This is a genomic window from Kaistia soli DSM 19436 (assembly GCF_900129325.1).
In the GTDB taxonomy this organism is placed as follows: domain Bacteria; phylum Pseudomonadota; class Alphaproteobacteria; order Rhizobiales; family Kaistiaceae; genus Kaistia; species Kaistia soli.
On the sequence record NZ_FQUP01000001.1, the window covers coordinates 1,787,479 to 1,810,377 of the forward strand.

The following is a 22,899-nucleotide window of genomic DNA, read 5'->3' on the forward strand; positions in this document are numbered from 1 at the left end:
GCGCCTACATCGGCAGAGCGAGCTTGCCGAGGCGGAGGAACTGCGTCTCGCCGGAATGGTCGTCGACGCCGTCATTGTCGGTGACGGCGAAGGCATTGCCGTCGGCGTCGATCGCGAAGCTCTCGACCTTGTCGAGCACGTAGCCCTTCGGCGCGGCGAGGGCCGGCAGAAGATCGACGAGATCCTGCTTCGTGACCTTCGGCAGGTCGCCACCGAGCGGGGCCGGCGTCACGCCGGCGAGCGGCACGAAGGCGAGTTTCTTGATCGCTGCGTCGCGGCCGATCTGGTTGTCGCGCTCGATCACGACGAGGCCACCGGGAACGGCCGTGATCTCCGAGAGGCCGACCCAGCCCTTGGCGGCCTTGTCGAGCGGATAGTGGACGGCACCCCAGCTCTTCGCCGCCGGCTTGTAGGCGAGGAGCTTGGTGTAGCCCTTCGGATCGTCCTTCCATTCGCGCTGCACGGCGAGCCACAGGGTCTCGTCGTCGCCACTGCCCGTTACGGTCACGCCTTCGAAGCCGAAGCGCGTCGCGTTGGCAGCCAGGGCCTCCGGGAGGATGATCTCCTCGAGGATCGCGCCCGTGGCATCGGTGTGGATCAGTTTCGACTGGGTCTTGTTCTTCTCGCGTTCGGGATTGCCCTCCGAGGCGAGCCAGAAGCCGCCATCTGCGGCGAGCGCAATGCCCTCGAGGTCTAGATTTTCGGCCGGCTTGCCGTCCTTGGTCACGGTGATCGCATCGGTGATCAGGGCCGGGGTCTGCTTCGCATCGATCGTGAGTATGCGACCGATCGACTGTGCGCTGTCGATGACGGCATAGAGCTTGCCAGCAACCTTGGCGTCGGCAACTGTGCCGGAAAGCGCGGCCCAGCCGATCGGCTTGCCGTCCTTGTCGGCGGAGACGATCGTTGGATAGGCGGCCGGCGCATCGCTGCGCTCATAGAGCGTCACCACGGAACCGATCAGCCCGTCTTCGCGGAGGTCGTTCTCGGCGGCGGTCACGAAGAGATTGCGCGCGGGGATCGCCAGCAGGCCCTCGGGGCCGATACCGCCCGGCAGCGCCTGCAGCAGCGTCGGCGCCTTGCCGGTACCCTCGTCCTTGTAGACGCCAACCAGCGAGGCACGCTCCGAACCGATGAAGATCAGTCGGTCGCCGCCGAACGTCGCAACTTCGGCGCCCTCGGGCTCGTTGCCCTTCTTGTTGCGCTTTTCAGGATAATGGCCGAGGCGGACAGTCTCGTATTCGAAGGACGTGCCGCTGTCGTAGTCGACGCTGCCATCGGTCTTGAAGATCGTGAATCCGCGGCTGCCCCCCTTCCAGTCGCCCTCGTTGGCGGTGACGAAACGGTCCGCGTCGATCCACTGCACGCCGTCCGGTTCGCGGGCGACTTCGGTCATCTTGCCTGAAAGATCGATGACGCCGTCCTTCTTGACGTCGATGCCGTCGAGATCGACCGTGCCCGCCGGGAAATGCGTCACCACCTTGCCGGTGGCGGCGTCGGCGATGACGATGTGGTTGTTCTCCTGCAGCGTCAGGACGATCTGGTTCTTGTCGTTGAAATCGACGAATTCCGGCTCCGGATCCTCGGGGGCTACAGCTGCGAGGCCGGCGACATCGATGAGCGCCTTGCTGGCGCAATCGACGCTGCCGTCGGTGCCGATCCTGAATGTCACTAGGCTGCCGCCTGGCAGTTGCGGCAGGGCGCCGTCGTTGATCTCCTCGTCGCGCTCGTTCTCGATCGCGATGGCCAGGAACTGGCCATCAGGGCTCATGGCGAGCGAATCCGGCTGGCCGGCGAGATCGCAGGTCGCCTTCACGCTCTTCGTCGCGAGATCGACGATGGCGAGATGGCCAGACGGCTGCGCCTTGCTCGCCGAGGTCACGACGCCAACCAGGGCCATGCCGCCGGCGACGACCGTCGAGGTCGGCTCACCGCCGAGCGCCACCGTTCCGGCGGGCTTCGGCGCCTTGGCGTCGGTGATGTCGATGAGGCCGATCCGCTCGCCGGGGCTGTCGGTGTAGACGAGCGTGTTGCCGTCGGACGTTGCCGTGATGATCTCTGCGACGGTCGCCTTCTTGGGATCGGCGCCCGCTGGGAGGTTGTCGACGACGTGAAAGGTCGCGATGCGGTTGAACATCTCGGCCGCGTCGGCGAGCGGGGCGGCCAGCATGGTGCTGGCGAGCAGCGTGGCGGCGAGGGTGCCTTTGAGGATGGGGTTCATCTTTGGGTCCGGTCGCTGGCTGTCGGAAGAGGGGGAGTTCGAAACCTGATGAAATGAGCGGCGCTGGATGACAGGGCGATGACGATGGCCGGTCGCAATCTCCGCAAGTCGTCTTCACCGCAGAGCGCGCTTTCGCCGATAGCGCCTTGGAATCGAGGCCGAATTCATCCTTTGACCGCGGTGCCGCAACAGAGGATTTCCACAGGCGGCAAAATCCCGCTCGTCCCCGCTGGACAGCCCCGGCCGCCTTTGCTACACACCCCCTCGTCGACGCGGCAATGACCGCATCGCGGCGGGTGCATAGCTCAGTTGGTAGAGCAGCTGACTCTTAATCAGCTTGTCCTAGGTTCGATCCCTAGTGCACCCACCAAAAATTCTCCAAAAAATTCAAGTCTTTCGAGAATTTCCGACCGCGTGAGGCGGAAGAACCGTTTTACGTGTGACGGCGCGCATTGCGTCGGCTGAGCGCGGGCTCCGAAGTGGCGGATGGTCGCGGACGATCCTCTCGTCACGGCTGCGGGACTGGCGGCCGCCCTGCAGATCAAATCCTGTCTTTCTGACAATCGCAGCGATCTTCGGGATCAAGCGTTAAGGCTTGGGCCGTAGAAATCGCTAATCCGCGAAGGTGCTAGGCGCATTTGGCCTAGATCTCGCGGCGAGATCGATGGCGTTTGTGGACAGGAAAGAGGAATCCCCATGCAAACCAAGATCATCGGCAGCGTGTTGCCGGTCCTCGAAGTAGAGCTGCAACCCGGCGAAGGCCTGGTCGGGGTTCCTGAGGCGCTGTCCTGGATGTCGGGAGGCGTGACGCTGCACACATCGCTCGGCGCAGGCGGCGGCGGTGGGCTGCTCGGGCTCGTGAGCCGGGCGGTCTCGGGCGCTGGTCTGGTAACCACGGAGTTCCGCGCCTCGGAGGGTGCCGGTCTCGTTGGCTTCGCGGCCCGCCTGCCTGGCCAGATCATCGAACTCGACGTCGCCGGCGGCAGCTATCTGGTGCACCGCCACGGCTTCCTTTGCGGCACCAGTGGCATCGTCGTGGCGAGCGGCCTGCAGCAGAATCTTGGCGCCGGCGTGTTCGGTGGCGATGGCTTCGTGCTGCAGAAGATCGAGGGCTCGGGTAAGGCTTTCGTCGAGCTTGGCGGCGAGATCGTCAAATACGATTTGGCGGCAGGGCAGTCGATCATGGTCCATCCCGGCCATGTCGGGCTGTTCGACCAGAGCGTCAATTTCGAGATCACGTCGCTGCGCGGCGTTCATTCGACCTTCTTTGCCTCGGGCGATCTTTTCATGGCGCGGCTCACCGGCCCCGGCCGGGTGTGGTTACAGACGCTGACGCTGCCTGGCCTTGCCCACAGCATCAGCCATTATCTCCCGAAGCAGGGCTAATCCGATGAACGCGAAGTTCTCCCGTGCCGCAACTCTGTTTGCCGCGACCCTCATCGCCGGCTCGGTGATCCTGCCGGCGCTCGCAGCCGAGCGACCGGACTATGAGAAGTTCAAATCCGGCACTTTCCTGCGCTATCTGAACGCCGGCGACGGCCGCATCGAGAAGACTCCCAGCATCGGCCTCTCCTTCGGCGAGCGCGTGCTGCATGCGACGCTCGACTCGGGCTCCACGGGCGTCGTCGTCGCAGCGGCCTTTATCCCGAATTTCGACCAGCTCCCGGTGATCGGCGAAGGCAAGCTCACCTATACGAGTTCGGGTCGCGTCATGCTCGGCTCATGGGTGACGACATCCCTGACCCTCTCGGGTCGCGACGGCGCCTCCGTTACTACCGAGCCGATGCCGGTTCTCGCGGTGACGCGTGTTGCCTGTCTTGAGACGGCGCGCGACTGCCGGCCGAATGATGATCCGCGCGATATTGCGATGGTCGGCATCGGGTTCGCCCGCGAGGGTGATCGACAGGGCCAGAGCACGCCCGACAAGAACCCTGTGCTGAACGTCGCGGCCGAGGGAGAGCATCGAAAGGGTTACGTGCTGACGCCGGAGGGCATCCATATCGGCCTCACGGCCGAGAACACGCGCGGCGAATTCCGCTTCGTGAAGCTCGAGCGCCAGGCCGACCTGCCGGACTGGAAAGGCGTTCCAGCCTGTATCTCGCTCGGTGGGCAGACGCCGCCCGCCTGCGGGTCGATGCTTGTCGATACCGGTGTGGGCGCGATGTTCATGACCGTGCCGTCGTCACAGGTGGCGAGCGGACCGCTTGCCGATGGTACATCGGTGGCGATTCTGCTCGGGACAGACGCGGCAAGCGAGCCGCTTTACAGCTTCACGTCAGGCGACATGTCGCCGATGACGCCCTCGGCTATTCATCTCGATGTCTCGGACAAGCCCCCCTTCGTGAACACGAGCTTCCATTTCCTGAATGGATTTGACGTGCTGTACGACGCCGACGGTGGTTATGCGGGCTTCCGCAAGCACTGATCCTGCGCTCTGCGTGGTCATGGCGGCCTGGTGTCCGCCGTGACTGACATTGCCTTGTAAATCGATTGAAAACAGATTGCGCGGATGCGGCACCTACGGCATGGTTCCTTCAGCCCCACTAAAGAGGGCAGGTTTGGGAGGAATTCGATGTCCAAGACTGCAAGGTCCATCCTTGCCGCCGGCGCTATTGCGCTCGCGGCCATGTCCACGGCGCCGGTGCGCGCGCAGGCCGAGGATGTCACCATCCTCGCCTCGGTCCCGGGCCTGACATTCCCGTTCTTCGTCCACATGATGAACGCCTTCAAGGCCGAAGCCGCCAAGCAGGGCGTAGCGGTGATCGAGTCTGATGGCCAAGTTTCCTCGCCGAAGCAGACGGCCGATATCGAGGCCGCGATCACCAAGGGCGTTCAGGGCATCGTGATCAGCCCGAACGAGGTCGACGCCATGGCGCCGGCGCTGCAGCAGGCTGTCGAGGCCGGCATCCCGGTCGTGACGGTCGACCGTCGCGTGGCACAGGTGGAAGGCATCCTCGCCCATATCGGCGCGGACAACGTCAAGGGCGGCGAGGCCCAGGGCGAACTGGTCATGAAGCTGTTCCCCGATGGCGCGACAATCGTCAACCTGCAGGGCCAGTCGGGCGCCTCGCCGGCGATCGACCGCAACAAGGGCCTGCACAACGTCCTCGACAAGGCCGCCGACAAGTACAAGATCGTCTTCGAGCAGACGGCTGGCTTCGATCGCGCCAAGGGTCTTTCCGTGACGGAAGCCGCGCTTTCGGGCCTTTCTGAGCCGCCGAAGGTGATCGTCGCCGCCAATGACGACATGGCGCTCGGTGCGCTCGAAGCCGTGAAGGGTCGTAACCTCCAGGGCATCGCGATCATCGGCTTCGATGCGCTGCCCGAAGCGCTGGCCCAGGTCCGCGACGGCGGCCTTACGGCGACGATCGAGCAGTTCCCGGGCAAGCAGAGCGCGATGGGCGTCGATACCCTGGTCGCTTTCATCAAGGACAAGAAGAAGCCGGCTGAAGCCGTGACGCTGCTGACCCCGGTCGCGATCACCAAGGAAAACCTCAACATCGCCGAGCGCCTCGGCGAAGTGAAGTAGTCCTCGCGCCTACCGCGTCCGGACGGCGCCATGCGCGTCGTCCGGACGCTCGTCTTCCGCTCCCGAACGTCCGATCCCGCAAGACGCCGCCGTCCCGGCGCCCGAGGTTCTCATGACCGTCGCCGCTGCGCCGCCCCTTCTCAAGATGACGGGCATCGTCAAGAGCTTTCCGGGCGTCAAGGCGCTCGATGGCGTCGGTCTCGAGGTGAAACGGCAGGAGATCCACGCGCTTCTCGGTGAGAATGGCGCTGGCAAGTCGACGCTCCTGAAGATCCTCGCCGGCGCGCAATCGCCTGACCAGGGCGAGATCCTGTTCGATGGAAAGCCTGTGACGCTTGCCAATCCGCATGCGGCGCAGCGGCTCGGCATCGTCACGATCTACCAGGAATTCACGCTCGCGCCGGACATGAGCATCGCCGAGAACGTGTTCATCGGCCGCGAGCCGGGCAGGGGCCCGTTTGTCAGCTGGTCACGCATGGCGGCCGAGACCGAGAAGCTGATTCGCCGGATCGGCCTTGAACGCAATCCGATGACGCTCGTCCGCGATCTCTCGGTCGCCGAGCAGCAGATGGTCGAGATCGCGCGCGCGCTTTCGATGGATTCGCGCGTCATCATCATGGATGAGCCGACTTCGGCCTTGTCGCTCGCGGAAGTCGAGAAGCTGTTCAAGATTGTCCGCCGCCTGAAGGACGAGGGCATCTCGATCATCTTCGTGACGCATCGCCTCGAAGAGGTGATGGAGGTGTGCGATCGGTACACGGTGCTGCGCGATGGCCGCAACGCAGGGGCCGGCAGCGTTTCAGACATCACCATCGACGGCATCATTCGGCTTATGGTCGGCCGCGAGGTCAATGCGTTGTTCGCCCATCGCGAGGCGAGCGAGCCGGGGCCGGTTGCGCTGGAAGTCAAGAAGCTGACCCGTCTGCGCACGGCGCAGGATCCGCATGCGACCGAAATCCGCGATGTCTCGCTGCATGTGCGCCGTGGCGAGATTCTCGGCATCGCCGGGCTGGTCGGTGCCGGCCGCACTGAGACGGCGCGCGCCATCTTTGGCGCCGATCCATTCGATTCAGGCGATGTGTTCGTCGATGGCGAGCTGGTCACGATCCGCACGCCGCGCGACGCAATCGCGCATGGCATCGGCCTCGTCCCCGAAGACCGCAAGCTGCAGGCCTTGTTCCTGTCGCAGGCGATCCGCACCAATGTGTCTGTCGCGGCGCTCGACCGCATCGGGCATTTCGGCATCTTCGTCGATGAAGCCAAGGAGCGCGGTCTCGTCGAGGAATATCGCAAGCTTCTGAACATCCGCATGGCGGGCCCGGAGCAGGCCGTCGGGAACCTCTCCGGTGGCAACCAGCAGAAGGTCGTGCTGGCGCGCTGGCTGGCGCTTAGGCCGAAGGTGCTCATCGTCGATGAACCGACGCGTGGCATCGATGTCGGCGCCAAGGTCGAGGTGCACAATCTCCTGTTCGAGATGGCGCGATCCGGCATCGCCGTGATTGCCATCAGCTCGGAACTGCCGGAGGTGCTCTCGGTCGCCGACCGCATCGTCACGATGCGCGAGGGACGGGTGACCGGCGAGATGCTGCGCGCCGACGCGACGCAGGAGACATTGATGGCAATGATGACGCTCGGAACAACGAGCCGCGCCGCCTGAGCGAGCGACGGACGCCGAGAATGACGTCGAGTGGAGGAAGGCGAGGGCATGGCTGAGGCAAGGCAGAGCGCGGCGGAGAGTAGTAGCGTCGATCTATTCGGGTTTCTGGCGCGGTTCGCGCCGCTGATCTTCCTCGTCGTGCTGATGGCGGTGTTCGCGGTGCTCGAGCCGCGCTTCATGTCGTCGATCAATCTGTTCAACGTCATGCGGCAAGTCTCGATCACGGGTCTTCTCGCAATCGGCATGACCTTCGTCATCCTGACGGCCGGCATTGACCTTTCCGTCGGCTCGCTGCTTGCCTTTGCGGGCCTCGTCGCGGCAGCCGTCGCCAAGGGCGGCATGCAGGACCGTTTCACGGTCGGCGAGGGCGGAGTCGGCTATGGCTGGGAACTGGCGGCGCTCGCCGCGATCGCGGTCGGCGTCGCCGGCGGTCTCGTGCAGGGCTTCTCGATCACGCGGCTGAAAGTGCCGCCCTTCGTCGTGACGCTCGGGGGCATGTCGGTGTTCCGCGGCGCGGCGCTGCTCTTTGCGGCGGGCGGTCCGATCTCCGGGTTCGAACATGACTTCACCTGGTGGGGCCAGGGCAAGATCGGCCCGGTGCCGGTGCCGGTCATCATCTTCCTGGTCTGCGGCCTGCTTGCGCATATCGTCCTTCGCTACACGCGCTATGGCCGGCAGATCTATGCCGTCGGCGGCAATCCCGAGGCAGCGCGGCTGTCCGGCCTCAACGTCACGGCCATCATCTGCAGTGTCTATGTGATCATGGGCTTCTTCGCCGGGCTCGGTTCCTTCGTGCTGGCGGCGCGGCTCAATTCCGCCGAAGCGGTTGCCGGAACCGGCTATGAGCTGACCGTCATCGCTTCGGTGGTGATCGGGGGAACTTCGCTGTTCGGCGGCGTCGGCACGATCTTCGGCACGGTCATCGGCTCGATCCTGATCGGGGTGCTGCTCAACGGCCTCGTGCTGATGAATGTCTCGTCCTACATCCAGCAGATCATCATCGGCGTGATCATCGTGCTGGCTGTCGCCTTCGACACATTCGCCAAGTCGCGCCGGCGCAAGGTCTAGGCGCTCGGAAGGCCGAAGCGGCAAGTCAAACTCTGCCCGAAAGCCTCAGCCTTCCTTGCCTGCCGTCTTCCGCTGGCTGAGCGCCGTGCCGAAGACGTGGTCCCAGAAAAGGGTGGTGACGCCGAAATTGCCTTCGTCGTGGCGGAAGTGGTGCAGCGCGTGCTTCCGCTTCCAGCCATAAAGCGGATGTCCGGGCAGCATGCGCCAATGGTGCAGCACGTGATGGGCAAACGAGTAGGTCAGGTAGCCGGCCGTCATGCCGAAGGTGAAGCCGCTGCCATAAGGCACGCCGAACAGCCAGCAGGCCGGCAGCAGGACCGCAATGACGAGGATCGAGAAACTCATCCAGATCGGCGTCCCGATCAGATCGGTCGGCGTGGCGTGATGCTGGTCGTGCAGGTCGCGGAAATAGACGACGTTGTGCAGGATGAAGCGGTGGATGATGTATTCGGCCAGCGTCCATGCGAATAGGCCGGCGAGCATCGCGACGATCCATATGAGCGGATCCCACGGGGTCAGCGACAGATTTGTCGCCACCACGAGACCGATGAGAACGAGCGGGTAGACGAAAAAGTCTGCGTAGTAGCCGACAGCGCTGCGCGTGATCGTCGCCATGATAGCCTTCGCTGAAACCGACTGCCCCGGCAGAGGATGCGCCCGGCCGAGCCGGCACCGCAAGGCTTCTGCAGGGCAGAAAAGCTGCATTGGATCGATTCGCCACCTAATCTGCCTTATTCTTCGGCAGAGACAAGCTTAAGCTGCGTGGTCCGCAATCTGGCCCGGTGACGACCGCTTCCGGGCATGGCATGGTTTCGCCATGCGCGCTGTCATCCCCTTCATTTTCGCCCTCTTTGCCACCCCAGCGGCCGCCCTTGCGCCAGCCGCTCCACCTGTTGTGCCTCCAAGCGCCCAGTCGCTCATACGCGTCAACGTCATCGACGGTGCGGATGGACGCGATTCGCTGGTTCGACTCGGCCCGTCGCTCGGGCTTGACGATGCGGACATAGCGCACATCCGCGCCGTTTCCGGCTATGTTGGCTGCCTTTCGCCATCGCCTTCGGTCGGTTCGGCGGCGCTTTTTCTCGACAACCAACACATCCTGACCGCGGCGCATGTCTTTTTCGAGCCGTCGGGGCAGCGGCGCTGGAAATGCTTCTTCAAGAACCAGGCCGCTGATCCAGTCATGATCGACCTTCTGGTCGACGACGCCAACGCGCGGTTCGGCGCCCGGAAACCAAAGCCCGGCTCAAACAACGACTATGCGATCGTGCGACTTGCCGAACCGCTCGTCGGGGCGGTGCCCTTTCCGGTCAAAGCGGATATCCCGGTGCAGGCGGGGGAGAAGCTGATCGTCGTGACGGCGCATCCCGCTGACATGGTGCGGGAAGTCGATCGCGGTATGCCGGTCGTGCAGGGCTGTACCGTTCGCAGAAAGCCGGTTTCGACCGAAAAGACGTCGTTCTTTCGAACCGATTGCGATGCTACCGGCGCTTCCTCGGGCGGCATGAACCTTGCCCGCATCAACGGCACGTTGGCGTTCCGCGGCATCACGATCACGACTGGCCCCTGGCGGGACCCAGCCCTGATGGGCGCGCCCTACAATGAGAAGGGCGGCAGCGTCACGACGGCGCTTGGGACCGACGCTGCCATCCTCGCAGCCGGCCGAAGCCTGGCGGGAGACTCCTAACCTCCCCGAACTCAGGCGGCTTTAAGAGCCTGCTCCTTGCTGCGCAGAAGCGTATCGATGAAGGCGAGTTTATCGACAACGCCGGGTCCGAGCTTGAAAGGATAGAGATCGGGCTGGCCCATGCTGCGATTGATCGAATTCATCGCCTGGGTGAGGGGACCCCAAGATTCGATGATCTCGCTGAAATCCACGCCGCGATAGGGGTCGAAATCGATGGTCGTATCGACATTGCCCTGCGCGCGGGCCTTCGGACGGATGCGCAGCCCGAAAGCGTATGCTGTCTCCAGTGTGTCGATCATGTGCATGTAGTGGGCAAACGTCTCGGCAAAGTCTTCCCAGGCATGGGCCGTTGCATATTGGCTGACATAGCGATCCTGCCAGTCTGCCGGGAAATTGCCCTGGTAGTAGTTCTGGAGGGCGCCATTGTAGTCGATGGATTCGTCGCCGAACACGGCGCGGGATTCCTCGATACGCCCCACGTCGCGGACGAGCCGGTCCCAATAATAGTGGCCGATCTCATGGCGGAAATGGCCGAGCAGCGTCCGATAGGGTTCGTGCATGTCGGTTCGAGCCTTTTCGCGCGCCACCGCGTCGGCCTCGACGATGTTGAGCGTGATCAGGCCTTCGTCATGGCCTGTCAGCACGCGGACATCGTTTTCGTCGGCGAGAAATGAAAACGAGAGACCAGCCACGGGATCATCGGCCTTGTTGGGGACTCCGAGGCCGAAGCGCAGCAGGCTGTAGAAGAGCCGGTGCTTGGCGAGCTCGATATCGCGCCAGCGCTCGCTATAGACTTGGCTGGAAAGGTTCGGAATGACCATGTTCGTCCGGCAGCAGACGCAGAGCTGCTCTGGACTGTCGGCCGGCAACAACCAGTTGCAGACGCCATGCTCGCGATTGGCGCAGGGCTTGAAGAGCATCTCGTCAAGACCATGCGCTGTGTAGAGCTGTTCGCCGTTGACGCCCGGGCCTGCATCATCGAGTGAACGGAGATGGCCCTGTGCCGGCACGAAACCGAGCGGCCGGCTGCATCCCTCGCATTCGAAATCTTCGAAAGGCAGCCAATGGGCACAGGCCCGGCATTCGAACAAGCGCATCTGTCACTCCGTCAACGGAAAGTAGCCGGTGTCATCCTGAACCAGCTTTTGGGCCGCCAACGCCTGAGATCGAGATTGGTTCAATCGGTCTGGACTATTCCTGCCGAGGCTCGCGTTCGGGAAAGCGGATGGTGATGCGCGTGCCGGAATGCTGCACATCGTGCTCGATACTCGCCTCGAGCTTGCTCGCCAGCGCCTGGATGATCCTCCGCCCGAGGCCCGTGCCGACGGCGCGCGTATCTTCGCCGCTTCCAACGCCGTCGTCCTCGACGGTCATCGCGATATTACCATCGATCGCCATACAGGACACGCGAACCGCACCGCTGGCGCCGGGATAGGCATATTTCAACGCGTTCAGAATAAGCTCCGTCATGATGACGCCGAGCGCTACGGCGCGGTCGGGACGGATCGCCAGCGGCTCCAGCTTGAATGAGATCTGGCCACCATCTCCATTGGCTTCGATCGTGCGGGCTAGATCCTCGATCAGGCTGCCAAGATAGAGATCGAGCGCGACACTATGGACGTCGTCGGATGTATAGAGCCGCCGGTGTACCTGCGAGACCGCCATGACGCGGCCGACCGCGGCGGCCAGCGCGCTTTTTACAGCGGCATCGGGATGAGCCGCTGCCTGCATGTTCAAGAGAGAAGCGACCAGTTGCAGGCTGTTGCCGACGCGGTGATTGACCTCCTGAATGATCAACGCGCGTTCATTGGCAAGGGCCTCGAATCGATCCCGGGCTGCACGGACTTCCGCTTCGGCGTGCTGGTGGGCCTCCTGAAGGCGGCGGGCTGTCAGCGCCGATGCGAGCGCCGCACGGAGGAGGGGAAAGAAGTCTTCACTCGCTTCCTTGATGACGTAGTCGGCTGCACCGGCCTTCAGCGCAGCGATCGCGATCCGCCCCTGCGCCTCGCCGGTGACATAAACGACCGGCGGCGGATTCGGCATCGCGGCGATCAACGGCAGCACCTGAAGCCCCGTCCGCCCCGGCATGTGGTGATCGAGCGCGACAATGTCGATGCCGCCTTCGGCCAGCCGCGCGAGCCCGGCATCGCCATCCGTCGCCGTTTCGACAACAAAGTCGTGGCGCGTCAAGTCCTTGACCGCCAGCCGGCAAAGTCCTGGATCGTCATCGATGAACAGAACGACCGGCTGGGGCTCCATCACTTTGCCTCGGGGACCTTGATCACCGAGAAGAACAGGCCCAGCTGCCTAATGGCATTGGCGAAATTCTCGTAATTGACGGGCTTAACGACATAGACGCTGGCCCCAAGCTCATAGCACCGCTCGATCTCGCGCTGATCGTCGGTCGTCGTCAGCACGACGATCGGCGTGGCGCGCAGATGCGGATTGCCTTTCACGGCCTTGAGAATGTCGATACCGGTCATATCCGGCAGATTAAGGTCGAGCAGGATCAGCAGCGCCTCACCTTTCCGGCTCGCGCCGGTCCGATCGGTGCCAAGCAGGAAATCCAGCGCGCTGGTGCCGTCGGCAAACGCCTTGATCTCGTTGCTGACGCCGGCCCGCCTGATGTTCTTCTCGATCAGCCGCGCATGACCCTCGTCATCCTCGACCATCACGATCGTCACGTGATTGGGGTTGTCGCTCATCTCGCCGTCTCACGAATTCGTTGCATCGACATCATGACATCCAACCTTCCTTGGACCGAAAGCTGGTCCTAAACAAGCATTCACAGCGTCGGCAAACCTATTCACTCGCGCCAGCTCCTGGGCAGGATCACCGTGAAGGTGCTGCCTTCCCCGAGCTCGCTGTCGAGGCGGATCTTTCCGCCTATGCGCCGCACCAATGCCCTGACATGGGCAAGGCCGATTCCTTCGCCGGGACGGTCCTGCGTTCCCGCGCGGCGGAACAATTCAAAGACGCGCTCGCGGTCGGTCGGATCGATGCCGCGGCCGTTATCGGCGACGCGAATGATCACAAACCCGCCGCGCTCGGCGCCCGTGACTCCGATGCGGCCAGGGCGCCCCGGCTTCAGATATTTGACGGCGTTGTCGATGAGATTCGAGAATATCTGCTCGATCGCGAGCCGGTCGCTTTCAATCGACGGCAGCGGACCGATCTCGATCACCGCGTCGGCCTCCTGGGCCTGATGCGTCACAGCATCCTGGATCGTTTTCAGCGCCTGGCTGAGGTCGATCTGCTGCGGATTGAAATCACGCCGACCCGCACGCGACAGGTTGAGGATGGCGTTGATCAACCGGTCCATCTTGGAGATCGACGCCTTGATGAAGCCGAGCGCCTCGTCGAAATCGGCGTAGATCTGGCTGCGCTGCGGGTCAGCGCTGCGGGCATCTTGCTCGATCAGGTCGTTGCGGATCGCATCGAGCTCGCCGGTGAACCCCATGATGTTGACCAGGGGGGACCTCAAGTCGTGGCTCACGATGTAGGCGAAGCGTTGCAGCTCATCATTCGCTTCCTGAAGGTCGCTCGTCCTCTCGGCGACCTTCTCTTCAAGATGGCTGTTGCTTTCGGACAGCTCCTGCTGAGCTCGGGCCAGGCTGAAATGGGAGCGGCGGATCAACAGGATCGAGAGCCCGGCGAGGACCATGATCGCCACGGCTCCCAGCAGCGTCGTGGCAAGCAGCCAGCGGCTGGTGGTAGCGCCGCGCGCTGTGCGATCGGCGAGAAGCGCCCGTTCGGCGGTGCGCATTTCGGAGCCGATGTCGGTGAATTCCGCCATCGTCGTCTGGCCGGCCGGATCGCGGATGACGGCAAGTGCTTCTGAATTCCGCCCTTGTCGCTGAAGATCGGCAATCCTCAACAGTTCGTCATGCTTGGCGGCAACAACTTCCGCGAGCTGTGCGACCCGCGCCGATTGTTCTGGGTTGTCGTCGACCATCGACTGCAGCGCGGCCATGCGCTCGGGGATCGCGTCGACGCTCTCCTGGTAGACTTTGAGATAGTCCGCATCCGACGTCAGAAGGTATCCGCGCTGTCCGCTTTCCGCGCGGCGGACCGACAATTGGAGCAGGGACAGTTGGTTTTCGACGCCGAGCGAATGCGCGACCCACCGCGTGTCGTCAGCGGAGCGTTCCGCCAGCCAAACAGAAGCGCCCGCCATCACCGTCAGGATTGCAAACCCGACGGCGAGGAGGACGCTCTGGCTGGAAATACGAAGCTGTGCTGGGTTCATGGGCTGGGGAGTTCAGCGGCGAGACAAGGGGTTCGCCTCAACCTCCTCACGCTGACAGGTCAGAGCCTTCCCATGAGAAGAAGCACGATCAGGATCACGACGATGAGGCCGAGGCCGCCGCTGGGGTAATAGCCCCAGCCGGAGCTGTACGGCCAGCTCGGGAGTGCTGCGATCAGCAGGACGACCAGAACGATGAGCAGGATTGTGGACATTGCATTCCCCGTCGGCTTCTACAGAAACAGCAATGCTCAGGGCGGTTTGTGGTTTCATCGGATGCGAAAAATAGTTGTATTCAGCGATGGCCATCGAGACGGCGCGCCTTGCGAAGCTCGGGGAAGAGTCGCGCCCAGATAAGCGCAATAGCCACCGTGCCGGCGCCGCCAACGACGACGGCCGTGACCGCACCGATAAGGGCGGCCGATACGCCCGCTCGAAACTCGCCGAGTTCATTGGAAGCGCCGATAAAGACCATGTTGACGGCGTTGACCCGGCCGCGCACGGCATCCGGCGTCCAAAGCTGGATCAGCGTCTCGCGGATATAGACGCTCACCATATCGGTGGCACCCATCATCGCGAGCGCGATGACTGAGACCCACGTGATGGTCGACAGTCCAAAGATGACGGTGAAGGTGCCGAACAGCGCGACGAATATGAAGAGGATGATCCCGGCGCGGTCGCGCACCGGATGAAAGGCGAGCCAAGCGGCCACGCTGATCGCACCGACCGCGGGCGCGGCGCGCAGCAGGCCGAGGCCCCAGGGACCAACCGCGAGCACGTCGCGTGCATAGATCGGCAGCAGCGCATTGGCGCCACCGAGCAAAACGGCGAAGAGGTCGAGCGAGATCGCGCCGAGGACGATCTTCTCTTTCCAGACATAGCGGAAGCCTGCGATGACGGTCTCCCAGCTCGCCTTGGCGGCTGAGGTGTTCTGGACGGTGTGCGGCATCAGCACCACCAGGATGACGCCGATCGCGATCATCGACAGCGCCACCAGATAAGGCGCCTGCGGCGCGAGGCCATAGAGCAGGCCGCCCGCGACGGGGCCGACAATGGTTGCGATCTGCCAGGCGCTCGAATTCCAGGCGATGGCATTGCCGAGCTCTTCCGGCGGCACCAGGTTTGGCGCCAGCGAACCCGATGCTGGTCCGAGAAACGCCCGCGCCACGCCGAAGCCTAGCAGGACGGCAAAGACGATATTGACGTTGCTGCTGCCGGAGATGGTGAAGGCGAGTAGTCCTGCCATGCACAGCGCTTCGCCGACCATGCAGATCGCCATGATGACACGCCGATTATATCGGTCAGCGACGGAGCCCGTCACCAGCACCAGTGCCAAGGCGGGCAGGAACTGCACCAGGCCGATGATGCCGAGATCCAGGGGATTCTTGGTGAGATCGTAGACCTGCCATCCCACTGCAACGCTGACGATATTGACCGAGAAATTAGCGAACAGCCGCGCCACCCAATAGAAGGCGAAGCCGCGATGGCGGAACGCGCCCCAGCTGGAGCGGGGCGTTGCGTGGTCGGGGGCGGACATGGCGTTCGGGGGTTCCGGAGGCAGGGCGGCGCGTCGAAGGACGCACCCTCTCATCTAGCGCGCAACGCCCACGATGGAAACGGCTTCGTCGCGTATTGCGTGCATGCGGCTCATCCTGCGAGGCCGGGCACAAATGCATCGGGCGCGGCTTGCGCCGCGCCCGATGCATTCAGAGAGCGGGCGTCCGCTCAGTCGAAGCGGCCGCTTGCATGCGCGAGCATCGTGTAGACCTTGCCCGTATCCGAGACAAGGTAGGCGCTGGCCGTTGACGGGTCCTGGCGGGTTACCTCACCAAGCAGGCGCTCGAAGTCCCCGACATAGCGATCGACGGCCGTGCGGAAATCCTGCTCCTGCTGATAGCGGCGGCGGATTTCATCGAAGGTCTGCTGCCCCTGCAACGTGTAGAGACGGCGGGTGAAGACGTTCTTCTCGCCATTGTGGTGGCGAGACCACAGTTCGGCCGCGGCGCGCGGATCGATTGCCTTGGCAATCTCGCTCGAGAGATTGCCAAGCGATTCCTGCGAGCCGGCTGCGCGGGCGGCTGGCTTTTCCTCGGCGGCCGGCTGCTCTTCCTCGCGCGAGGCGCGGCGGAGCAGATCTGACACCCATCCGCGCGCCTCGGGCTCAGCAGCAGGCTTCGCCGGAGGCTGGGCAGGCTTTGGCGCGCTGGCAACTGGAGCAGCAGGGCGGGGCGCCTCGACAAAACGCGCGGCGTTGGTCGCAGCCGACCTCGCCTCGTCATCAGTCCGCGACTTGACCTGCGGGGACGCCTCGGCCTGGCGAGCAGGCTGCGGCGCGGGCGCTGTCGTCTGCACCGGCTGTGGCGCGGGGGCCGCAGACGGTTGCGAGGGGCGCGGCGCAAATGCCTGCGGCTGGGCGCGCGGGGCGCTTGGCGCGGGCTCGACGAAGCGAGCGCGGGTTGCAGGCTGTCCCGGGGTGACGACGGAGATATCGAGCGCCCGGCCATGCTTGTTGATGATGGCCGACAACTCGCTGAGAGCCTGCAACTGGTCCGAAACGACCCTGCGCATCGCGTCCGCGCTGGCTCGGGTCTCCTCCGGCAGTTCCAGCACGCCGCGCTTCAGTTCGTTGCGCGTGCTCTCGAGGTCGTCATGGATGGCGCGCGCGACCTCGCGCATGCCGTCAGTGGCCGATGAGAACTGGCCGGTCGCCTGGCTGACGGCCGTGTTCATTTCTTCCAGCAGCGTGCGATTGACCTGACGGACCTCGTCGAGCGCCTTGCGGCCGACGGTGGATGCCGTCTGGTGCAGACCCTCAAGATTCTCGACGACGCCCTTCGCGGCATCGGCGCTCGACTGGGATAGCAGCCGCGCGACCTCCGCTGCGCGGTCCTCGGCGTCCTTGACGCTTGCGGAGACGCTGTCGGCGAAGTTCTTCATGCGGCTTTCGAGGTCGCCGGCGCGCGCCGCAAGGCTCGCGGCAAGCTCCTCGATCGCAGCACGGCGGTGGTCGACCGATCCTTCGAGCTGGCTGTTGGCCTCGAGCAAGGCCCGGGCGGCCTCGCGCATGGCGCGTCCCTGCTCCTCGAACCGGCCGGCGACATTGCCGACATTCTCGAGGACGTCATGCGAAACATCGCGCAGCGTCTCGACCTGGCTCGCGAGAAGTCCGGCCGAGCCTTCCGTGCTGGTGACGGCGCGGTCGATCGTTTGCGCGAGTTCGCCCGTCCGATTGGCGAGGCCAATCTCGATCCGGTTCAAATTGTCAGCGCTGCGGCTCAGCAGCGTATCGAGCAACTGGTTGGACTGCCCAAGCCGTTCGACGACGCCGGCGACATCGGTCGTCAGGCGCTGATTGGCTTCGCCGAAGCTCTGCGCGACGGTTTCGCCGCTTTCGATCAGCGTCCGCGTCGCCCTGTCGGTGCTGGAAAGCACCATCGAGACGACCTCGTTGCCCTTCGAGGCGAGAAGTTCAACCACCGCGTCGCCAACCGATGCGACACGCTGCGTCAGGTCATTGCCGTGCTGATCCATCGCGCTGACGAGACGATTGCCCTCGCCATCGAGCAGACGGGACAGTTCGGCGCTGCGGCTGCCGAGAACTTCGTTCAAGGCGCGTGTACGCTCCTCGATCGCATCGGCGGCGGCGCTGGCACGGACCGAGAGGGTCTCCTCGACCTCTGTCGAGATGCGGCCGAGATGCCCGACCACATCGCCGGAGAGACGGGCGAAGGCCTCGCTTGTATCTGCTGAAGCGCGGCGAAGCTGTTCGCTCGCTTCGCCAGCCGAGGCGGCAAGGCGACCCGCGGAATTCGCGGCAGCGGTGGTCAGCGACTGCGAGGCTTCGTCAGCGCTGCGCAGCAGACGCTCCGATGCACCCTCGACCGACTGGCCGAGCGTTTCGGAGGCATCGCCCACAGACCGCGACAGCAGGTCCGCGACGCCGTCGAGGCTGCGAGACAGCGTCGTCGAGGCTTCGCCAGCCGAACGGATGACCGTTTCGGAAGCGAGGTCGCTGAAGCGATTGATGAGCTGCGATGCATCTTCGACGGAGCGGCCAAGGGCTTCCGCTGCCGATTCTGCCGAGCGTGAAACCCGGTCCGAGGCTTCTTCGGCGGCCGAGCGCACGGCGACACTCGAATTCGCCGACAAATCGACGAGCCGGTTGGTCGCATCGGCCAGCGATGTCGAGATTTCCTCGGCGGCGCGGGCGGATTCACGCCCGAGCGTTGCGGAGATATCGGCGAGGCGGCTCGCCAGAACGTCGTCCATCGCCGCGGCGCGGGCGTCGAAACCCTCCGTCGCCTCAGCCGCGCGGCGACCGAGCGTCTCGTTGATCGCCTCGGTGCGCTCGGCCAGCATCTCAGCCAGAGCTTCCGTCCGATCGGCCAGGCGGCCGGTCAGGTCCGAAAGACGCTCCTCGATGATCGCGTTGATCTCGCCCTGGCCGCTGACGAAGGTATCGGCGATCTCGCGGGTCCGTTCGACCAGCGTCTGGTTAATCTGCAGCGCTCGGTCACCGATGGTCGTATCGATGGCGCGGGCCTGCTCGTCGAGCATGTTGGAGGCAGCTGAAAGCTTTGCCTCCATCGTATCGCCGAACCGGGTAATCCGCTCATTCAGCGTGCCGTCCATCAGGTTGGCCCGATCGGAGAAGCGGCTGATCAGCTCTGGGCCGCGCACCTCGATGATGTCGCGCAGCGCCGCGAAGCGCTCGTCGAGGCCGGTGGCGATCGCCTGACCGCGGTCGCCGATCAGTTCGCTGAACTGCGTCGAGGTGTCGACGATGCGGTCGTGAGCGGCTGCGGCGCGCGTCTGGATGTCTTCGGCAAGCTCAACGCCCGTCGTGACGATCCGTGCATGCGTCGCGCTCGCCTGGCCGGCGATCTCATCGATCAACGACGAACCCGCCGTGACGATGCGGTCATGGATGGCGATGCCACGCCCGTCGATTTCTTCGGCAACGGTGGTGCCAGAAGCGATGATGCGATCCTGGACGAGATTGGCCCGCGTCTCGATCTCCTCGGCGATATTATTGCCAGCGGCGACGATCTGAGCGTGAGCGGCATTGGCCCGCGCCGTGATCTCACCCGACAGTGCATTGCCCGAGGAGAGGATCTGCTGGTGCACAGCTGTGCCGCGCTCTTCGATCGCCCGGGCAAGCTCCGTGCCACTGCGGCTGATCTCGTCATGCGCGGCGGCCGACTGGCTGGTCAGCTGATCAATCAGCGCATTGCCGGAGCCGAGAATACGCTCATGCACGGCCGTGCCGCGGCCTTCGATATCGTCGGCGAGGCGGTGGCCCGAATTGACGATCTGCTCGTGTGCCGTGTTGGCGCGAAGGACGATCTCGCTCGCGAGCTGCTCGCCCGAAGCGACGATCTCGGCATGAACGGCGCCCCCACGGCGAGCGATTTCCTCGGCAAGGCTTCCGCCTGCCGTCACGATCTGCTCATGCACGGCCTCGACCTGGCCGGCGATGTCGGAAGCCAGCGCCTCGCCGGAAGCAAGGATCTGCTCATGCAGAGCCGTGGCGCGGCTTTCGATCTGGCCGACAATGTCTCCGCCGCTGTTCACGATGCGCTCGTGTACCGCTTCAACCTGGCCGGTGATCTCGCCGACAAAGGCCGAGCCCGACGAGACGATGCGTTCATGCACCGCATTGGCGCGGTTCTCGATCTCGTTGGCGACATTGTAGCCAGACGTGACGACCTGCGCATGCACGGCGCCAATCTGGCCGGCGATGTCGCTGACCAGCGTTTCGCTCGCTGCCAGAATGCGCTGGTGGACAGCGTTGCCGCGGTTCTCGATCGCATCGGCCAAGGTCGATCCCGTTGCGACGATGTGCTCGTGCACGGCACTCGCCTGGCTGGCGATCTCATTCACGAGGCCGGAGCCCGAGGCGACGATGCGTTCATGTGCGGCGCCGGCACGGCTCTCGATCTCGTTGACGAGATTGGTGCCCGACGTGACGATGCGGTTATGAGCGGCATCGGCGCGCGTCTCGATCGCGCTGGAAAGGCTTGAACCTGACTCGATGATCCGGGCATGCACCTGCTCGGCGCGTTCGGCGATCTCCTCGGCAAGGCCAGACCCGGAGGTGACGATCCGGCCGTGCGCTTCATCGGCGCGAGCGGAAATCTCGTCGGCGAGGCTCGTACCCGAGGCGACAATACGCCCATGGGCTTCATCGGCCCGGTTCGCGATCTCGTCCGCGAGACGCGAGCCCGAGGCGATGATGCGCTCATGCACGTCGACGCCGCGCATTTCGATCGTCTCGGCAAGCTGATTACCGGAGGCGAGCATCTGCTGATGGATGGCGGTGCCGCGGGATTCGATCGCTTCGCTGAGCTGCTGGCTGGTGGTGATAACGAGGTCATAGACCGCGTTGCCACGGCTCTCCATCGTCTCGGTCGCCTCGCGGCTGGCCGCGATGAAGCGCTCATGGAGCATCTCGGCGCGCGAGGCCATCGTGTCGGCGATCTCGGAGCCGGACGTGATGATGGTCTCATTGATCTTGAGACCGCGCATGGTGATGGCCTTCGCCACCTCGCCGCCGACCTGGGCAAGTCGTTCGGTCAATTCGCTCGAGCGGGCGTCGAAGGTCTCGTTCACGGCGTTGGAGGCGACGTCGATCGTCTCGCGGAGCGCCGCGGTTCGTGCCTCGAGCAGATTGGCCATCATGTCGCCGGCGGCATTCAGCCGATCGGCAAGGCCGCCGCCATCGATCGAGATCGAGTCCTGGATGCGGTCGCCGGTCGAAGCGAGGCGTCCGGCGAGATCATCGCCGCGGGCGCTGATCGTGTCAGCGATGCGCGTGCCCGTCTCGTCGAGCTTCTCGTTGATCTCCTGACCGCGTAGCGCGAGGTCAACGATCAGGCTGTCGGCATTCGATTTCAGCGCCGCGTTCACCTCGCGGGTGTGGTGCGAGATCGTCTCGGCGACCTGGTTGCCCGTCAGGGCGATCGAGCGGGTGATGTCGATCGTGCGGCGGTCAAGACCGGCCGCCAGCTCCTCGGTAATGCGGGCGAGGGTGTCGTTGACCTCGCGGCCGCGCTCGGCGACCGTCTCGGCCATGGCGCGGCCGGTCATCTCGAGAGTCTCGTTGATGTCGGTCGAGCGGACGAGCAGGGCGTCCGTCACGTCGGCGCCGGTGCGCGACAGCGTCTCGGTCACTTCGCCGACGGCGCTGGTCAGGCGGCTGACGAGATCGTCGCCGCGCCCGGACAGCTTGTCGATCATATCGTCGCCGGCAGCCGACAGCGTCACTGTGATCTGCTGGCCGCGATCGGCGAGGGCCGCCGTGACGCGCGCGCCGGATTCGATGACATTGCTGGCGATCTGGTCGCCGGTCTCGCGCAGGTCCTTCCCCAGCGTCTCCTGCGCGGAAACGATGGACGAGCGCACGCGCTCGGAATTGACGACGATCGCTTCGCGCTGATTGGCGAGGTCGTCGATGAGCCCGCGCATGCGCAGTTCATTGTCGGAATAGGAGCGTTCGAGCGCCGCGACCTCGTTGTGAACCAGCAGTTCGAGCTCGCTGGCGCGGGCGAGGGCCCGTTCGATGCCGTCGCCCATGGCGGCGACTTCACGGCGAATGGCCTGGCTGACCATGACGACGGAGTCGGTGGCAGCGTCCTCGGGTTCGGCAAGCCGGGCCGCGACTTCGGAAATCGAACGCGCGGCGATGCGCATTTCCTGGGCGCGGGCAACCATCATCGCGATGCCCCAGATAATGCCGAGCGGCAGTACGAAGGCGAGCACGACATTGGCGAATTGAGCGGCGCCGAGGCCGCCGGCACCAGCGAGCGGATCAACGCCCGACGAGGTCAGGAACACGAACATCGCGCCGATCCAGATGAGCGACAAGGCGGCTGCGACGGGATAGATGACACGGGACGGACGGCGTGCAGGCAAAGTGGCACCGGCAACGCGGCGATCGTCATTCGCGGGTGCACGGCCCTTGCGATCGACGCGGCGGGGGCGCTGGGCGATGTCTTCGGCACCGTCGCGCGCTTGGGCGTCGGCCTTAGGGGCGCCGCGGGACGCTGCCGCCGGGCTGTCGCCCTTGCGCGGCGAGTCGGATCTGCGAGGGCCCTGGTTCGGGGCCTGTCCGGTTGCCCGGAGGGGCTCGTTGATGCGGGGCATTTCGAGCCGCCGGTCGCGCGGTCCGCCCTGAGCAGCCTCTCGGCTGGGTTCGGCGGCCGAAGCGGCGGGATCGATCCGGAGCGCCTCCTCCACGGCGGAGAGAACTGCGTCCGCCGGGTCCTTGGACTTCGGAGTATTCACCATTCTTTAAGCCTCGCGTCCGTACTCGATACTGCACCGGCCGCTTCGACGAGCTGTGATTCGCCGAAAGCACGAGGATGTCCAGGCGATGACGGTTGGAAGCCCCAAAGGGTCTCGCCGTCCGCGCCGTGGATCCGCCGTTCTCCCCCTGCGTACTGCAGGATGGAGTGGCCTCCACACCCTTGCCCACCACTTCACCTTTTGG

General features: G+C 64.5%; 15 protein-coding genes and 1 tRNA gene. 7 read left to right on the plus strand and 9 right to left on the minus strand.

All coding sequences use genetic code 11. From position 1 onward, the window contains the following. Positions 1 to 4: 4 nt before the first annotated feature. The gene (locus tag BUB39_RS08645) at positions 5 to 2,221 is read right to left on the minus strand and encodes an esterase-like activity of phytase family protein (RefSeq protein WP_073052497.1); all 2,217 of its coding nucleotides are present in this window, start codon (positions 2,219 to 2,221) and stop codon (positions 5 to 7) included. A gap of 294 nt (positions 2,222 to 2,515) precedes the next feature. Here BUB39_RS08645 and BUB39_RS08650 point away from each other — a divergent pair. The 6 genes from BUB39_RS08650 (at position 2,516) to BUB39_RS08675 (ending at position 8,475) form a co-directional block, all read left to right on the plus strand. Next, positions 2,516 to 2,591, plus strand: a tRNA-Lys gene (locus tag BUB39_RS08650). A gap of 326 nt (positions 2,592 to 2,917) precedes the next feature. Further along, positions 2,918 to 3,607 carry an AIM24 family protein gene (locus BUB39_RS08655; protein ID WP_073052498.1) on the plus strand — a complete coding sequence of 230 codons (690 nt, stop codon included), beginning with the start codon at positions 2,918 to 2,920 and terminating at the stop codon, positions 3,605 to 3,607. Between the two features lie 4 nt (positions 3,608 to 3,611). Then, positions 3,612 to 4,646 carry a hypothetical protein gene (locus BUB39_RS25745; RefSeq protein ID WP_244540182.1) on the plus strand — a complete coding sequence of 345 codons (1,035 nt, stop codon included), beginning with the start codon at positions 3,612 to 3,614 and terminating at the stop codon, positions 4,644 to 4,646. A 147-nt stretch (positions 4,647 to 4,793) separates the two neighbouring features. Further along, on the plus strand, positions 4,794 to 5,750 hold the full coding sequence (locus tag BUB39_RS08665) for a substrate-binding domain-containing protein (protein ID WP_073052499.1): 957 nt from the start codon (positions 4,794 to 4,796) through the stop codon (positions 5,748 to 5,750). A 112-nt stretch (positions 5,751 to 5,862) separates the two neighbouring features. After that, positions 5,863 to 7,407, plus strand: coding sequence for a sugar ABC transporter ATP-binding protein (locus BUB39_RS08670; RefSeq protein WP_073052500.1), 1,545 nt, complete (start codon positions 5,863 to 5,865; stop codon positions 7,405 to 7,407). 48 nt (positions 7,408 to 7,455) lie between these two features. Beyond that, positions 7,456 to 8,475 (plus strand): ABC transporter permease, encoded by a 1,020-nt coding sequence (locus BUB39_RS08675; RefSeq protein ID WP_073052501.1) that lies wholly within the window; start codon positions 7,456 to 7,458, stop codon positions 8,473 to 8,475. 45 nt (positions 8,476 to 8,520) lie between these two features. Here BUB39_RS08675 and BUB39_RS08680 read toward each other — a convergent pair whose 3' ends face one another. After that, positions 8,521 to 9,090: a sterol desaturase family protein gene (locus BUB39_RS08680; protein WP_073052502.1), complete on the minus strand. Its 570-nt coding sequence runs from the start codon at positions 9,088 to 9,090 to the stop codon at positions 8,521 to 8,523. A gap of 202 nt (positions 9,091 to 9,292) precedes the next feature. Between BUB39_RS08680 and BUB39_RS08685 the strand changes: the two genes are divergently transcribed. Then, on the plus strand, positions 9,293 to 10,162 hold the full coding sequence (locus tag BUB39_RS08685) for a trypsin-like serine peptidase (RefSeq protein ID WP_073052503.1): 870 nt from the start codon (positions 9,293 to 9,295) through the stop codon (positions 10,160 to 10,162). Positions 10,163 to 10,173: 11 nt separating this feature from the next. Here BUB39_RS08685 and BUB39_RS08690 read toward each other — a convergent pair whose 3' ends face one another. The 7 genes from BUB39_RS08690 to BUB39_RS08720 all read right to left on the minus strand — a co-directional run bounded on the left by BUB39_RS08690 (position 10,174) and on the right by BUB39_RS08720 (position 22,697). Beyond that, complete coding sequence (locus tag BUB39_RS08690) at positions 10,174 to 11,259, minus strand: zinc-binding metallopeptidase family protein (RefSeq protein ID WP_073052504.1); 1,086 nt, start codon at positions 11,257 to 11,259, stop codon at positions 10,174 to 10,176. A 94-nt stretch (positions 11,260 to 11,353) separates the two neighbouring features. Then, positions 11,354 to 12,421 (minus strand): sensor histidine kinase, encoded by a 1,068-nt coding sequence (locus BUB39_RS08695; RefSeq protein ID WP_073052505.1) that lies wholly within the window; start codon positions 12,419 to 12,421, stop codon positions 11,354 to 11,356. Further along, positions 12,421 to 12,867: a response regulator gene (locus BUB39_RS08700; protein ID WP_073052506.1), complete on the minus strand. Its 447-nt coding sequence runs from the start codon at positions 12,865 to 12,867 to the stop codon at positions 12,421 to 12,423. The genes BUB39_RS08695 and BUB39_RS08700 overlap by 1 nt, the downstream gene beginning before the upstream one ends. Positions 12,868 to 12,968: 101 nt before the next feature. Further along, a complete protein-coding gene (locus BUB39_RS08705; protein WP_073052507.1) occupies positions 12,969 to 14,411 on the minus strand; it encodes a sensor histidine kinase in 1,443 nt (480 codons plus the stop codon). Positions 14,412 to 14,470: 59 nt separating this feature from the next. Then, positions 14,471 to 14,623, minus strand: coding sequence for a DUF3309 family protein (locus tag BUB39_RS08710; protein WP_073052508.1), 153 nt, complete (start codon positions 14,621 to 14,623; stop codon positions 14,471 to 14,473). Positions 14,624 to 14,703: 80 nt separating this feature from the next. Then, entirely contained in the window at positions 14,704 to 15,945 is a 1,242-nt protein-coding gene (locus BUB39_RS08715) for an MFS transporter (RefSeq protein ID WP_073052509.1), read from the minus strand. 188 nt (positions 15,946 to 16,133) lie between these two features. Next, entirely contained in the window at positions 16,134 to 22,697 is a 6,564-nt protein-coding gene (locus tag BUB39_RS08720) for an apolipoprotein A-IV repeat region-like domain-containing protein (RefSeq protein ID WP_073052510.1), read from the minus strand. Positions 22,698 to 22,899: the final 202 nt, after the last annotated feature.

Excerpts from the sequence above, each read along its gene's own strand:
- BUB39_RS08645 (WP_073052497.1), bottom strand. The coding sequence starts at position 2,221 with ATGAACCCCATCCTCAAAGGCACCCTCGCCGCCACGCTGCTCGCCAGC.
- BUB39_RS08655 (WP_073052498.1), top strand. The coding sequence starts at position 2,918 with ATGCAAACCAAGATCATCGGCAGCGTGTTGCCGGTCCTCGAAGTAGAG.
- BUB39_RS25745 (WP_244540182.1), top strand. The coding sequence starts at position 3,612 with ATGAACGCGAAGTTCTCCCGTGCCGCAACTCTGTTTGCCGCGACCCTC.
- BUB39_RS08665 (WP_073052499.1), top strand. The coding sequence starts at position 4,794 with ATGTCCAAGACTGCAAGGTCCATCCTTGCCGCCGGCGCTATTGCGCTC.
- BUB39_RS08670 (WP_073052500.1), top strand. The coding sequence starts at position 5,863 with ATGACCGTCGCCGCTGCGCCGCCCCTTCTCAAGATGACGGGCATCGTC.
- BUB39_RS08675 (WP_073052501.1), top strand. The coding sequence starts at position 7,456 with ATGGCTGAGGCAAGGCAGAGCGCGGCGGAGAGTAGTAGCGTCGATCTA.
- BUB39_RS08680 (WP_073052502.1), bottom strand. The coding sequence starts at position 9,090 with ATGGCGACGATCACGCGCAGCGCTGTCGGCTACTACGCAGACTTTTTC.
- BUB39_RS08685 (WP_073052503.1), top strand. The coding sequence starts at position 9,293 with ATGCGCGCTGTCATCCCCTTCATTTTCGCCCTCTTTGCCACCCCAGCG.
- BUB39_RS08690 (WP_073052504.1), bottom strand. The coding sequence starts at position 11,259 with ATGCGCTTGTTCGAATGCCGGGCCTGTGCCCATTGGCTGCCTTTCGAA.
- BUB39_RS08695 (WP_073052505.1), bottom strand. The coding sequence starts at position 12,421 with ATGGAGCCCCAGCCGGTCGTTCTGTTCATCGATGACGATCCAGGACTT.
- BUB39_RS08700 (WP_073052506.1), bottom strand. The coding sequence starts at position 12,867 with ATGAGCGACAACCCCAATCACGTGACGATCGTGATGGTCGAGGATGAC.
- BUB39_RS08705 (WP_073052507.1), bottom strand. The coding sequence starts at position 14,411 with ATGAACCCAGCACAGCTTCGTATTTCCAGCCAGAGCGTCCTCCTCGCC.
- BUB39_RS08710 (WP_073052508.1), bottom strand. The coding sequence starts at position 14,623 with ATGTCCACAATCCTGCTCATCGTTCTGGTCGTCCTGCTGATCGCAGCA.
- BUB39_RS08715 (WP_073052509.1), bottom strand. The coding sequence starts at position 15,945 with ATGTCCGCCCCCGACCACGCAACGCCCCGCTCCAGCTGGGGCGCGTTC.
- BUB39_RS08720 (WP_073052510.1), bottom strand. The coding sequence starts at position 22,697 with ATGGTGAATACTCCGAAGTCCAAGGACCCGGCGGACGCAGTTCTCTCC.